Here is a 13,883-nt window from a genome sequence, read left to right on the forward strand (position 1 = left end):
GATGATGACAAGTGCTAGACGCGGAACGAGGGTCCGCGACCCCGTGAAAAAGACCGGATCAGTCGTCGCCGCGACCGAGCCATTCACGAATGCGGTCAAGTGCGCAGCCATGACGCTCGGTGGGCGCATAGCCGCTTGCAAAGGGCAGCTCGCGGGCTCCCGAGCAGACGGCATCGCTGCGTTCTCCGCTTTCCTGGTCGATCCATACGAATTCGATGCCGTCTTCCGATGGCAGCAACGGTTCCGCCGGCAGTCGCTTGAACAGGTCTATCCAGACCTTGAGCGCACCGGTGGATCCATACAGCGCAGTTGGCTTGTTGTCGTCGCGCCCGACCCAGACCACGCCAAGCTGGTTGCCGGTGAATCCGGCAAACCAGGAATCGCGCTGGGTGTCGCTGGTGCCGGTCTTGCCGGCCGCATGCAGATTGCCGAGTCCGGCTGCAACGATCGAACGGGCCGTGCCTGATTCGACGACCTGTTGCATGGCCCAGGTAACCAGTCGCGAAGCCGCCACGTAGTCTCCCGTTCCCGGCTCCACTCCGTATCGTGACAGCGTGCGGCCCTTGCCGTCGATCACGCCGCGAACGGCGCGCAATGGGACGGCATGTCCGTCGGCCGCAAAGTACTGGTAGAGCTGGGCAACATCGAACGGACTCAACTCCACGGCGCCAAGCAACAGGGAAGGATTGGGATTGATGTCACGGCCCAGCCCGAATGATTCGAGCAGACCGCGTACCTTGTCCACACCCAGACGCAGGCCAAGTTGCACCGTGGCCAGATTCCAGCTGTTCTTCAGTGCATCGATCAGCAGAACTTCGCCGTGCACGTCGCCATCGTCGTTTTTCGGCACCCAGCGCGTGCCATCGCGCTGCGGCAAATCGACTGGTGCATCATCAATATGCGAAGCCAGCGAGTAGCGTTGTGGCTGGGCCAGCGCGACCAGATAGACGAACGGCTTGATCAGCGAACCGATCGGCCTGCGCGCATCGAGGGCACGATTGAATCCCTGTGCATCGGCCTTGCGGCCGCCGATCAGGGCCTGGACTTCACCGCTCGGCACGCCAGTGAGGACGACTGCGGATTCGACCCCGGCGTCGCGCTTTCCAAGTTCGGCCAGCGCCGTTGAAAGCGCCTGTTCGGCCTGCAATTGCGCGGACGGAGCCAGCGTGGTGTGGATGCTCAGACCGGCGGCATCGAGCTCCCTGTCCTCGAAATCACGACGAAGCTGCTGCCGCACGAGCTCCAGAAACGCGGGATATCGATTGCGCGGCAGGGCACCGCGGGCGCTGACTCCGAGCTTGCTCGCCTGGGCGCCGGAAAGTGTCTTGGCATCGATCAGGCCCGTTTCATGAAATTGCTGCAGGACAAGATTGCGCCGCTCCAGCGCCCGCTGTGGCGAACGACGCGGATCATACAAGCTCGGACCCTGAACCATGCCCACGAGCAGGGCGATATCCGCGCTTCCGAGCGATCCGACGTCGCGCCCGAAATAGAATTCCGATGCGGCCGCGAATCCGTGCACGGCCTGACCGCCTTGCTGACCGAGAAAGATCTCGTTGACGTAGGCCTCAAGAATGCGGCGCTTGTCGTAGCGGTACTCGATAAGCAGCGCAATCAGCGCCTCATTGATCTTGCGCGCGAATCTCTGGCCGCGATCGAGAAACAGGTTCTTGACCAGCTGCTGGGTCAGGGTTGATCCGCCCTGCACGACACGACCGGCCGTGATGTTGGCCCAGGTCGCTCGCAGGATGGCGACTAGATCGATGCCGTGGTGATGCTTGAAGTCGCGATCCTCAACTGCCTGCAAACCCATCACCAGCAACGGCGGCAATTGCTCGAGCTGGACGATGCGTCGCTCTTCCTGCTGCAGGCCATACAGGGTGGCAATGCGTGCCGGGTCAAGCTCCGCGTGCTGCAGGGTCTGTCCGGAATCGCTGTCGCGCAGGCGCAGGACGCGGCCGCCCCCCAGTTCAAGGCTGATGCGCTGTGCGGGGTGGCGTCCATCGAGGCCGGCGAAGGCTCGCCGGGCGATGACAAATCCATCGCCATTGCGCGCATACGTACCCGGTGCGCGCGCACCGGCATCGGCCTGGTAGCGCGAAGCTTCCAGTTCCAGCAACAGGGTTTCGGTATTCATCGGCCGGCCCGGGGCCAGATCCAGCGGCCGCGCCAGCACCCGGCTCGGAATCTGCCAGCTCAGATCATCGAATCGATCGCGAACCTGCTGGTCAAGCACAATCGCGTAGGGAACCAGAAACCCCGCAATCGCGCCGATACCGAGCAGGATCGGCGCCCGGAAAATTCGCCACAGGAGGGCCATGAAGTTCAACAGTTTTCGAAACAAGGGCAGATGCACGTCCGCACGGAATGGGCCCGAGTTTAGCTGGAATAGTCCCGTACGATGAGACCGTTGCCACGCCACTGGTGATTCGAAAGCCGCGACCGGTCAGTGGCGGCGCGCTTGGGCATCACCGATAATCCGCCTCCACTCCCGTTCTGGAACGTCGTGCAGAATCAGTCGCCGGACATATTCCTGTGTGTGCACGGAAGCAAAACCTGCGGTGACGCATGGCTGGCTGCCGTGCTGGCGCAGGCGGAATCGACCGGGCTGGTCCTCTGCGGCAGCTGTGCGTCGGTGTCGGGGTATCCTGATGCGCAGCGCTTTCCCGAGTGGACTGAAGAAGACGCGGAAGCGCTGGCCACGCGGTTCGGCAGCCGATTCCCGGGATCCGGCCTGCTCCTGGTTAGAAGTGATGCCGAGCTGCCGGCGCTGGCGCTCGCACGCCTGCAACGCGCGCTGGAGCAAGCCGACGTACTTGCCGCCGGCGCCCTCGACAACCTGTGCGAAGAGCGCTCGCCCTTGCCGACAGGCACCGGCAGCGAAGCGACAACCGAGCGCATCGATGCTGTCTGCTACGCCTGTTCCCGCCGCCAGCTGATCGAGAGCCGTGGCGCATCGGCACTGGCTTCGGCCTGGCACGGCGAGCGCCTGGCCGAATGGCTGTCTGCCAGTGACGGCGCGGCGAACGCCGAGGCGAAAAGCGCATGGCGTCGAGTGACCCTGGATCATCTCTATGTGGGCGCATCCGGCCAGCCCTTGTCCGGCCCTGCCGAAGCTGCCGATCCGCGCGACCCGCTGCCGCCTTCGCCGCTGGCCGAACTGCGCAGCCGGGTCGCCGCGGCTCTGTCTGCAGGCCTGCATCCGGGATCCCCGGGGCTGGTGGCGCGGCCGGTCATCCTGCACGTCCTGCATGGCTGGGGAGGGGGCGCAGAGCGCTGGGTGCGCGATTTCTGCAGCGCGTTCGACACCGCACAGCATCTGGTTCTGGTCGCGCGTGGCAGTCACGCGCGGCGCTGCCATGGCGAATGGCTGGAACTGCATGACGGGTCAATGGCTGGACCGCCGCTGCGACGTGTTGCCCTGCCCTGCCCGATTGCCGACACGGCGATTTCGGATCCGGCCTACCGGCGCCTCCTGCAGGAATGGATTGCCGACTACTCGATTGACGCGGTTGTCGTGTCCTCGCTGATCGGCCACAGCCTTGATGCGCTCGGCACAGGCTTGCCAACCCTCAGGATCGTGCACGATCACTATCCCCTGTGGCCGGTGCTGCATCGCGATTTCAGCGACAGAACTCTGCGTTTCGACGACGAGCAGCGCGCCGCCGACCTGGCTGCGCTGGGATCCGATCGCGAATTCAGGAACACCCATCCGGCACACTGGAAGTCCATTCGCGACGCCTTCGTGCGTCGCATGCTGGCCGCGAACGCGACCCTAGTCGCACCAAGCCAGTCGGCATTGACGAACGAATTGCGTCTGGCGCCCGAATTGTCCACGCTGACCAGTGCCGTGATTCCCCACGGTCTGTCCGCCTGGCCGGATGGCAGTCCACGCTGCGGCGATCCGCCGGTGCGCGATCGTCTGCGCCTGGTCATGCCGGGACGCGTGCGTCGCGGCAAGGGTGCGCAATTGCTCGAGCAGGTGCTGCCGCGCCTGCGTGCGCATGCCGATGTATTTCTGCTCGGTGCGGGTTCCGATGCGCACGCATTCTTCGGACAGAGTGGCGTGCACGTCGTTCTCGATTACCAGCGCGATGAATTGCCCGAGCTGCTGTCCAGGCTGAACGCGGATGCAGCCGTGCTGATGCCGACCGTGGCCGAGACCTTCGGCTACATGCTTTCGGAACTGCGCGATCTGGGCTTGCCCGTGATCGCCACGCGCATGGGTGCCTATGTCGAGCGCATTGAGGACGGCGTCAGCGGCTTTCTGGTCGATGCCAGTGCCGATGCCATCGTTTCACGCATTGTCGCCCTCGCCGGCCAGCGCTCGCAGCTTGCATCGGTACGCGAGATCCTGCGCGAGCGAAGCGAGATGAACCTCTCGGCCATGGCCCAGGCCTATGCCCAGGCGTTCAGTTTGCCGGCGGTCCAGGCGCTGCGCTATCCGCTAGCCAGCCTCGACAGCACCGATTTGCAACTCATGCATCGCTCGACCGAGCGCGACGCGGCGCGAAAGCAAGCGGCGCAACTCGATGCGAAACTGGAGGCTGCACTGGCCGAAGCCGCCAGGCGCGGCGCATGGGGACACGGCCTGGACCGCGAGCTCGCCCAGTTGCGGGTCGAATTCGAGGAGCGCTCGAACTGGGCTCTGGCCCTGAACGAGGAGGTCGAGCAATTGCGCCCGATCGCCCTGAGTCGCTTCTGGCGCTACACCTGGCCGCTGCGCCGGTCTCTGCAGTTCCTGCGTGACCAGCGCGCTGCCTGGGGCTATCGCACGCATCATGCGCTGAATCAGGTTCGTCGCCTGCGCGGCAGCCTGGCCAGACACGGGATCCGCGGTACCTGGAATCGCCTGCTGCGCGAGGTCCGCGGCACCTCGCGGCACGTGGTACGCGAAACCTGGCCTGATCCGAGCGAACAGTTTTCGCCATTTTCCGTTCCGGGCAATGCCGAGCCACAAGTCTCGATCATCATTCCGGTGCACAACAAGTTCGCCTACACGGCGGCTTGTCTGCGCTCACTGGCGGCGCACGCGGGCCCGACGCCTTTCGAGGTCATAGTCGTCGATGATCTTTCCACCGATTCGACCGAGCAGCGCCTCGGCCAGATCGACGGCATCCGCGTGCTCCGCAACGCGGAAAACCTCGGCTTTGTCGGCTCCTGCAATGCCGGCGCAGGCATCGCTCGCGGGGAGTACGTGCTGTTCCTCAACAACGACACCCTGGTCACGCCGGGTTGGCTGGAAGCCCTGCTGCGCTGCTTCGAGGAAGCCCCCGACGCGGGACTGGTCGGTGCGCGACTGATCTACCCGGACGGACGATTGCAGGAAGCAGGCGGCATCATCTTCAGCGACGGATCCGGCTGGAACTACGGACGCTTCGAGGACCCGGAAGATTCCGCGTACGAATTCCTGCGTGAGGTCGACTACTGCTCGGGTGCGGCCATCCTGTTGCCTCGCGTCCTGTTTGAACGCCTCGGCCGATTCGATTCGCGCTACGCACCGGCCTACTACGAAGACACCGACCTCGCTTTCGCCGTGCGCGCGGCGGGGTTGAAGGTCTACTACCAGCCGCGCTCGCGCGTGGTCCATTTCGAGGGCATCACCGCCGGTACCGATACCGGCAGTGGCATGAAGCGTTACCAGGTCGTCAACCAGGCCAAGTTCCTCGACAAGTGGAGCGATGCGCTGCGCATGCAGCCGAAACCGGGTACGCCCATCCATGTCGCTGCCAGCCATCGCGCATCGCGTCGCATCCTCATCATCGATGCGGTAACACCCATGCCCGATCAGGATTCCGGCTCCCTGCGCATGGTCAACCTGATGCGCGTGCTGCGTCGGAATGGCTGCCATGTCGTATTCATGGCCAGCAATCGTGCCTGGACCGAGGGCTATACGCAGGATCTGCAGGCACTTGGCGTGGAAGTGCTCTACCACCCGTTCAACAATGATCCCGCGGCGCTGTTTCGCGAACGCGGTGCCGAGTTCGACGCGATACTGCTCTCGCGCCATTACGTGGCCGCCGAGTTTGTCGGCCTTGCGCGCATGTACGCGCCTAAGGCCCGGCTCGTATTCGACACGGTGGATCTGCACTATCTGCGTGAACAGCGTGCCGCCGAGCTTGAGGGCCGCGCCGATCTTGCTCGCGAATCGGAGCGGACGCGCGCGCAGGAAATCAGCATCATGCGCGCATGCGACGTGACGCTCGTGGTCAGTCCGGTCGAAAAGGAAATCCTCGCCAACGACGCGCCAGGCGTAGCGGTCGATGTGCTCTCCAACGTACATGAAGTCTATGGCTGTCGTCGCCCTTACCAGGAACGACGCGACTTGTTGTTCGTCGGCGGATTCCAGCATCCCCCCAACAGCGATGCGGTGCTCTGGTTCGCCCGGGAGATTTTTCCTCGCGTGCTTGAACGCATTCCGGATCTGCGCCTGAACGTGATCGGCAGCAAGGTCACCCCGGCGATACAGGCACTCGCCAGCGAGAACCTCATCGTGCACGGCTTCGTGGACGATATCGCGCCGGCCATGGATTCGGCGAGAATCTCGATTGCACCGCTACGCTACGGAGCAGGAGTCAAGGGCAAGGTCAACATGGCGATGAGCTACGGCCTGCCCGTGGTGGCCACGCCCATGGCCGTCGAAGGCATGCATGTGCGGCCCGGCGAAGAGGTGCTGGTCGCCACGGAGGCGGACGCTTTCGCCCAGGCAATCGTCGAGTTGCATGGCAACGAGGCGCTCTGGAACAGGCTTTCGGCGAACGGCCTGGCCAATGTGCGCGAACACTTTTCGTTCGAAGCCGCGGAAAAGGCCATTCGACGCATCATCGGATTCTGATTCAACAACATGAACGATTGGCCGAAAAGGCGGGTCTCGGACCCGCCCGCTCTTCTGACGAATTTCAAGATCCATCGTGGAGCCTGCACTGGGCCCAGCCTGCATGGATCGCAATTCCTGGCAAGACGCGGGCGAGTCTGAGACTCGCCGCTACGACGGTCGGTGCTGCCTCAGTCTGCAACTCCATCGCCCCGACCCAATCGGACTGCTGGTCACGCCAGCACAACGATTTTGCCACCCGCCTGGTTCCGCTCCATGCAGCGGTGCGCCTCGACGATTTCATCCAGGGAGAATGTCTTGCCTATGTGTGGCGAATACTCTCCCGCTTCAATCAGTTCGACAAAGTCTTGCAACGGTGTCCGCATGAAGTCCTCTGACCCGCCTGCATAGGTTGTCAGATTTACCGCAGTGGGTATCGCGCTCATCGGACTGAAGTCTGCAAGCGACCAGCTGTTGCCGACCATGCCGGTCATGCAGACCACACCACCTGCTCTGGCCGACTGCAGTGAATCAAGCAGGGTGTTGGTCCCGATCAACTCGAGGACCTTGTTCACGCCGCAGGGGAAGACCTCCCGAATCTGCGGGGCGAGCGCCCCATTGTCGATGAATACCTGGTCCGCACCATTTCTTCGCAACGTTTCCTCCCGCGCAGGGTCGCGCGTGGTCGCCGCCACCACGGCGCCGTGGCGCTTCGCCAGCGCGGCGGCGGCGAGCCCTACGGAGGTGGTGCCGCCGCGTATCAGGATCGTGTCGCCTTCCTGGAGTCGAAGCGACTTGAACAAGGAGCCCCAGGCCGTCGGCAACATCTCCGGGATTGCGCCCAGCACCTCCCAGGCAAGCCTGGTGTCCAGCTTCTTTACCTGTGAGACCGGTACGAGAGTGTATTCCGCATAGCTGCCATCGAAGGCGCGACCCAGCCCACCCATCGCCGTGGCCACGACGTCTCCAGGCTCGAATTCTCCACCCGGCGCCGCCTCGACCAGTCCAGTCGCTTCGATGCCGAGCACGCGCGGGAACTGCACGTTGGGTGAGTGGCCTTGCCGCGTGAAGAGCTCCGATCGGTTAAGGCCGAACGCCTTGACCCGAATCAGTACCTCACCCCGCTTGGGTGTCGGAACCGGGAGGCGCTCCAGCTTGAGCACGTCCGGCCCGCCTGCCTCGCGGATGACCGCGGCTTTCATGGTTCGGTTCATCACGCGCTCCTCCTTCTTCTTGAGATCAGGTTCTCGATGCTTTGCCCAGGCGCCCCGGTTTTCGCCAGCAGGAGCAAGCCGCCTGCCATCGCTACGTTCTTCAGGAACATGATCTGCTGAATCTGATCGCTGAAGTCCCGATGAAACACGGCGGCCGCGAGCAAGCTGAAACCGGCAAGCAGCAAGGCGCAGTAGCGAGTTCGAAATCCGACCAGCAACGCCATTCCGGCACCGAATTCGAATGCAATCGTCGGTACCAGAAGCACACCGGGGACGCCGAATGCCTCCATGTAGCCTTGGGTCATGTCAAATGCGCTGACCTTGCCGAGCGCGGAGAGGATGAATATCGCAGACATGGCTGCTCGCGCAGGCAGATCGGCCAGTCTTGTGATCTTGTCGAGCATGATCATTCTTCCTTGCTAGGACTACTGGCGAGGTGGGTTGGTGGTGGAAAAGATGTATCGAGCGATCTTCCATGCACCCTCCCGGGACTTGTGGAACATGAACAACTCCTGGTTGGCCTCCGGCATGCGTTCGCCGCTGGCGTGCAACGTGACGAACCCTTCAGAGCGCGTGCGTGCAAATGCCCACGTCGGCGCCACCTGCACGATCTCGTCGACGACGAAGTTGATCTCGAGGGATATCGCCTTGAACACAATCCCGTATGCAATGCGCACGGCATCCTTGCCCACGCTGGGTAGGCTGTGCTGCGGCATGAACACGCCATCGTCGGCATAGAGCGTGAGCACCGTCTCTGTGTCCGAATTGTTCAATGCGGTTTCGTAAGTGGAGAGCACGGACTCGATCGCAGCCCGATCGGTCGGGTGTACTTCGGCGGCGAGGCCCGGCAAGGCGGTCGCCGCGCCAGCGACGAGCAGTGCCGAGGTCAAGAAACTTTTCATCGGACATCTCCTTCGGTTGCGGCGGAATCGCCGCTGAAGGAAAGGTAGGACTTTTCTATCCAGAGGATTAGTAGGAGACTTAGGGAAAGATTGTTCCATTTATGGGAAAATCAATGATGGACCTTAACGCGCTGCTTGTCTTCGCGCGGGTGGCCGGGGCTAACAGCTTCTCCGAAGCGGCCCGCCGCCTGAACATGCCGATCTCTACCGTTTCGCGGAAAGTGGCAGATCTCGAAGACGCGCTCGGCGTCCGTCTGCTCGAACGTTCGACGCGAAGCCTCCGGCTGACCGACATAGGTGAAGAAATTCTGGCCGAAGCGCAACGAGGCGTTGAGCTTGAGGAGGCCGTGGAGAGCATTGTTTCCAATCAGTTGTCCGAGGTGCGTGGCCTGCTGCGCCTTTCAGCCCCGCCCAGCATCGGCGACAGCTTGTTGGCACCGATCATTACGGCATTTCAGTCCTCCTATCCCGGCGTGAGAGTTCACGTTCTGGTCACGGATCGTTTCGTCGACCCTATTTCGGAAGGGGTCGATCTGGCGTTTCGTGTTGGTAACCTAAAGGATTCTTCGCTGGTCGCAAGAACGGTACTCACTTACCGACGGCAGTTGGTGGCCAGCCCCGAGTACCTCTCAAGAAACCCTCCTCCGAAACATCCAAGGGAGCTTGGCCGGCATCGGTTGTTGGCATTCTCCTACACCAGCGATGAGCGAAGCTGGTCGTTCAGTTGCGGCAAAAGCAAGGAAACGATCAAGTACCTTCCTTTTCTTGCCATGAACGATTACGCGGGACTCGCCGAAGCGCTTCTGTCCGGCAGTGGGATCAGTGACATGCCGCCCATCGTACGGCCCGATTTGATCAGGGAAGGACGACTGGTGGAGGTCATGCCTGAGTGGCATCTTGCGCCAGAATCGCTTTCGATGATCCATCTCAGCAACCGCCATGTTCCGCGGGCGCTTAGACTGTTCAAGGAGTTTGCGGCCCAGATGGCGCCGTCGATTTTTCCGGACCTGCCGGTCTGATAGGGCACTGAATCCCGGACCGGGAATACACTTTCGACGTCCGCTTCTGGCCCAGGCTGCGTGAAAACTCCAGCCGATCTTTCGAGCATGCACACGTACGTCTCGTTAGAGCAGTTGATCTGAGCAAAATTCGCTTTGACACGTCGTACGAGGCCCGGTTTTGCGCGCTTTCTGTCACGCGATCATACGTATTCGCGTTTTCACACAGCCTGGGCCGACTCCAGCCTGCGCCGGAATGACGTGCGTCAAGTCGGTGCCAGTCGTCTCGGACCCGCCCGCTCTTCTGACGAATTTCAAGATCCATCGTGGATCCTGCACTGGGCCCAGCCTGCATGGATCGCAATTCCTGGCAGACGCGGGCGAGTGTGAGACTCGCCGCTACGACGGTCGGTGCTGCCTCAGTCTTCGACTCCATCGCCCAGGCGCCACTCGCCACTGATCGAGAGGCAATCCCAACTGACATCGCCGGATGGAATTCCCTGCGCTGCAAAACTGCGTTCGCAGAAATGCAGCGTGCCGTCCGAGTGCTGCATGACCAGGCTGCTGGCCCGGGTTCCGTAGTGCTCGCCGCGAATGAAGATGGGCGACAGAAGTCGTTCGCGTTCGATGCCGACGCCGGTATCCGGCAACTCCGCATCGTCGGCTTGTCGGGTATCGGCAAGCAGCGCGAGCAGACTCGCATCATCTCGCCAGCCTGCATTCGCGGTGCGGACAAAGTTGCTGCGCAAGCGCTCATGCTTGGGCCAGGCGCTGTCGAAGGGCCCGTTGCCGACGACATGCACACCCGCGCCCAGGCGTTGAACCGTGGCGCTGTGGCCATCAATCAACCAGACTGCCGAACGATCGCCGAATACCAGATTGAATCCGCCGTATTGTTGGATTTCGGCAAGAACGTGCCGGGCGAATTCTGCGGCGGGTCGATTGCCGATGACGAAGTCGCGGACCAGCATGCCACGTGATTTGGGCGCCTGCGCTGGAATGCCGCTGCGCAAATTGGTGACGGCGGCAAAGCGGCCGTCGTTGCGTTGCGCCAGCCAGCTGCCGCCGCCGACCCGATCGAGTCCGCCGAGGCAATCCGCGGCGCCCTGCCAGGGCTGCGCGGCAAGCGTCGCACGCGAGTGAAACTCGTCGCGGTTCCCGAGCAGCAGCACGGGCCAGTCAAGCACGGCATCGATCGCTATCAGCAGGATGCACATGGAGGAGCCCAGGCAAGTACAGCCAGATTCGGACCCGGGTCTGCAAATCGGCTGCGCATTTCAGTTTGCCGGTGTCGACTGGCCACGCAGTTGCTGTTCGATGGTGCCGAGACGGGGATGATTGGGGCTAAGATCGCGCGCAGTCTTCAACGAGCGCCTGGCATCTTCGAGCTCACTCCTGGCCATCTGCTTTTCGGCCTGGTCCAGATAGGCCGAAGCCAGCAGTGCCGACATCGAAGCCAGGGTCGAGTCCGCGGGAGACACCTGACGAACCACCTCAAGCATTCCGAGCGCGCGCGCCAGTGAACCTTCGCCAAGATACTCGTCGAACAATTGCCTGGCGCGTACCGGCAACTGGTTGAGTCCGATCAGGGCATCCTGATTGTTGCCATCTATCGCCAGCGCGGCGCGGTACTTGTCGTAGGCGCTGTTGCCGGGCGGGTTGATCAGCCGCCCGGCCCGCACCGCCGATGCGGCATCGGCGATCAGGGTCTGCACGCGCTGGATTTCGGCCGCAGAGGGCGGCGGCCGTTCTGCCGCGATCGCCAGGCGTTCGCGCAACTCGCGCAGTTCGATCCGGGCACTGCGCAAATCCGCCGTCTCCGGGGCGATTGCCGCGGCTTGCTTGAGCAACTTGTCCGCGTTCCCGGGATTGCTGTCTTCGATGGCGGCACGAGCCTGCGCCACAAGGGCTTGTGCCACTCGGCGCAGGCCAGCGCGCGCTCGTGCATTGTCCGGATCGCGCTGCAGCACGGATTCAAACAGGGCCTGGGCCGAATCGGCATTGCCGGCATAGCGCCCGGCACGCAATTGCGACTCGCCCCTGGTCAGATCCTTGTCGATATCCTGCGCTGCCGATTCGAGCTGACTGGCCAGTTGTGCACGCAATTCCGGCAAGCCCGGGAAGGCTGGCAGGATGCGCGCGATATCCTCGATTCGGGCCGACGCCGTTTCCAGTTCGCGCGCTTCAAATGCGGCAGCAGCCTGATCGGATAGGATTTTCGCACTGCGGCTGATGCCTGCGGTGGCCAGCGAATTGCCCGGATCGGCAACCAGCATGCGCTGATACAGGGCAACTGCACCGTCTTCGCCCAGGATACGACCCGCATCAAGCGCCTGTTGGGCCGAGTCGAGCAATGCCTCGGTTTCCGTGCTGCGTGCGTCCAGCGCTGCAATGGCCTGGTCAACCTCGTCCACCGAGATGCCACCACCGAGCAGCTCGCGCGCCGCAGCCACCGACTTGCGCGCCGTGTCGGGATCGTTGCGTGCCAGCGCATCGCGGGCGCGCGCCAGCAGTTTTTCGCCCACGCTGCGCAGTCCGCGCCGGGCGATTTCGTTGTCGAGATCCAGTGCACGCGCGCGCTCGAACAGCTCGCGTGCGCTGCTTCCCTGGTTGCCATCGAGCTCTCCGGCATCCTGGGCGCGCTGGGCGCGCGCGAGGATGTCGTTGAGTTCGGTGTTCGGCAGCAGGGCGCGCAGCCAGTCCTGGTTTTTCCAGACCAGGGCGGCGCCCGAACCCATCGCCAGAAGCAGCACCAGCAAGGTCACCCACAATCCGGTGCGTCGCTTTTTCGGGGTTGCTCGCCGTGCTGAGCTGCGACGCGCACGCATGATGTGGTCGTCGGTCGCCGCCATGATTTCCTCGAGCCTGCCCATGCTTGGATCGGCCCTGTTGCGCCCGCCAGCATCGGCCGAATCCGGTCGCGGCGAATGCTGGGTCAGGGGCAAGGGAGAAACTCGCGTTTCGGCAGAATGCGATTCGGATCGCTCGCCCGAAGTGAGCGACTCGAGCCCCTCCAGTTCGCCGCTGGCGATCGCCTGTTCGTAACGCGCGATTGCAAGCGCGGCATCGTTGCCGGTCTGGAACCGGTCGTGCGGTTCCTTGGCCAGCAATCCATCGACCAGAGGCTGCAGCACGGAGAGGGAATCGGGCAGCTTCGGAACCGGCTGGGTGATATGCATGATGCCGACCGCGAGCGAATCCTCGGCATGGTAGGGCACGCGCCCGACCAGCATTTCGTAGAGCACCACACCCAGGCTATACAGATCGGCACGCCCATCGAGCTGCTTGCCGCGCGCCTGTTCGGGACTCATGTAGTGCGGCGTGCCGACAACAGCACCCGTGCGCGTCATGCGCGTCGCCGAATCGTTGGCGCGGGCAATTCCGAAATCGGTCAATACCGAGGATTCGTCGTCGCGCAGCAGAATATTGTCGGGCTTGATATCCCGGTGGATGAAGCCCTTCTGCTGGGCGTAATTGATGGCGCCGGCTATTTCGCGGGTCACGCGCAACGCGAACGACACCGGTCGGGCCGGTCCATCCTTGCTCAGGACCGGGCCGCCAGCCAGATATTCCATGGCGATGTAGTGATAGTCGCCTACCCGGCTGACATCATGAATGCCGACGACGTGGCGATGATGCAGGCGCGCGGCGATCTTGGCCTCGCGCAGGAAGCGTTCTCCGAAGTTCGGATCCACGAGCAGGGCCGGCGACATGATCTTGAGCGCGACTTCGCGGTCCACGGACTCCTGGACCGCCAGATACACGGTAGCCATGCCGCCACGCCCAAGCTGGCGCAGCAATCGGTATCCAGGGATTTCGATCACTTCCGGTTTCTATCCATGCAAACTGCCGCGCTGCAGCGGGGCCTGTAGCATATCAGCCCGCCTGCCCGTTTCGCCCGTCAGCCGCAACGCGAGCCTTGCCAGGGTCAGCAGCCTTCACTCTGCCTCGCAGT

8 protein-coding genes and 1 pseudogene are annotated in these 13,883 nt (G+C 63.0%); 3 read left to right on the plus strand and 6 right to left on the minus strand.

Annotated elements, in window-relative coordinates; genetic code table 11:
* Positions 1 to 58: 58 nt before the first annotated feature.
* Positions 59 to 2,320: a penicillin-binding protein 1B gene (mrcB, locus tag R3F00_RS04475; protein WP_371280519.1), complete on the minus strand. Its 2,262-nt coding sequence runs from the start codon at positions 2,318 to 2,320 to the stop codon at positions 59 to 61.
* A gap of 1,614 nt (positions 2,321 to 3,934) precedes the next feature.
* On the opposite strand from mrcB, the pseudogene R3F00_RS04480 reads away from it, so the two are divergent.
* Both R3F00_RS04480 and R3F00_RS04485 read left to right on the plus strand, forming a co-directional pair.
* Positions 3,935 to 4,306 (plus strand): annotated as a pseudogene (locus R3F00_RS04480) (glycosyltransferase); the annotation flags it as partial.
* Between the two features lie 435 nt (positions 4,307 to 4,741).
* Complete coding sequence (locus R3F00_RS04485) at positions 4,742 to 6,835, plus strand: glycosyltransferase (RefSeq protein WP_371280545.1); 2,094 nt, start codon at positions 4,742 to 4,744, stop codon at positions 6,833 to 6,835.
* Between the two features lie 212 nt (positions 6,836 to 7,047).
* Here the strand turns inward: R3F00_RS04485 and R3F00_RS04490 are convergent, their stop codons facing one another.
* Genes R3F00_RS04490 through R3F00_RS04500 form a run of 3 tightly spaced genes read right to left on the minus strand, consistent with a single transcriptional unit; the run spans position 7,048 to position 8,930 of the window.
* Entirely contained in the window at positions 7,048 to 8,028 is a 981-nt protein-coding gene (locus R3F00_RS04490) for a zinc-binding alcohol dehydrogenase family protein (RefSeq protein WP_371280520.1), read from the minus strand.
* Positions 8,028 to 8,432 carry a DoxX family protein gene (locus R3F00_RS04495; protein ID WP_371280521.1) on the minus strand — a complete coding sequence of 135 codons (405 nt, stop codon included), beginning with the start codon at positions 8,430 to 8,432 and terminating at the stop codon, positions 8,028 to 8,030. Before R3F00_RS04495 ends, R3F00_RS04490 begins: the two co-directional genes overlap by 1 nt.
* A 21-nt stretch (positions 8,433 to 8,453) precedes the next feature.
* Positions 8,454 to 8,930 carry an SgcJ/EcaC family oxidoreductase gene (locus R3F00_RS04500; RefSeq protein ID WP_371280522.1) on the minus strand — a complete coding sequence of 159 codons (477 nt, stop codon included), beginning with the start codon at positions 8,928 to 8,930 and terminating at the stop codon, positions 8,454 to 8,456.
* A 113-nt stretch (positions 8,931 to 9,043) separates the two neighbouring features.
* Here R3F00_RS04500 and R3F00_RS04505 point away from each other — a divergent pair, with 113 nt between their 5' ends.
* Entirely contained in the window at positions 9,044 to 9,949 is a 906-nt protein-coding gene (locus R3F00_RS04505) for a LysR substrate-binding domain-containing protein (RefSeq protein WP_371280523.1), read from the plus strand.
* Between the two features lie 398 nt (positions 9,950 to 10,347).
* Here the strand turns inward: R3F00_RS04505 and R3F00_RS04510 are convergent, their stop codons facing one another.
* Together R3F00_RS04510 and R3F00_RS04515 are read right to left on the minus strand one after the other, a co-directional pair.
* The gene (locus R3F00_RS04510) at positions 10,348 to 11,145 is read right to left on the minus strand and encodes an NRDE family protein (protein ID WP_371280524.1); all 798 of its coding nucleotides are present in this window, start codon (positions 11,143 to 11,145) and stop codon (positions 10,348 to 10,350) included.
* Between the two features lie 60 nt (positions 11,146 to 11,205).
* Entirely contained in the window at positions 11,206 to 13,752 is a 2,547-nt protein-coding gene (locus R3F00_RS04515) for a protein kinase (RefSeq protein ID WP_371280525.1), read from the minus strand.
* Between the last annotated feature and the right edge of the window lie 131 nt (positions 13,753 to 13,883).

It is taken from the genome of Dokdonella sp. (assembly GCF_041395345.1).
Taxonomy (GTDB): domain Bacteria; phylum Pseudomonadota; class Gammaproteobacteria; order Xanthomonadales; family Rhodanobacteraceae; genus Dokdonella.

Bases quoted from the DNA above. Each gene is read 5' to 3' on its own strand.
- R3F00_RS04505 (WP_371280523.1), top strand. From the start codon at position 9,044: ATGATGGACCTTAACGCGCTGCTTGTCTTCGCGCGGGTGGCCGGGGCT.
- R3F00_RS04500 (WP_371280522.1), bottom strand. From the start codon at position 8,930: ATGAAAAGTTTCTTGACCTCGGCACTGCTCGTCGCTGGCGCGGCGACC.
- R3F00_RS04490 (WP_371280520.1), bottom strand. From the start codon at position 8,028: ATGAACCGAACCATGAAAGCCGCGGTCATCCGCGAGGCAGGCGGGCCG.
- R3F00_RS04510 (WP_371280524.1), bottom strand. From the start codon at position 11,145: ATGTGCATCCTGCTGATAGCGATCGATGCCGTGCTTGACTGGCCCGTG.
- mrcB (WP_371280519.1), bottom strand. From the start codon at position 2,320: ATGGCCCTCCTGTGGCGAATTTTCCGGGCGCCGATCCTGCTCGGTATC.
- R3F00_RS04495 (WP_371280521.1), bottom strand. From the start codon at position 8,432: ATGCTCGACAAGATCACAAGACTGGCCGATCTGCCTGCGCGAGCAGCC.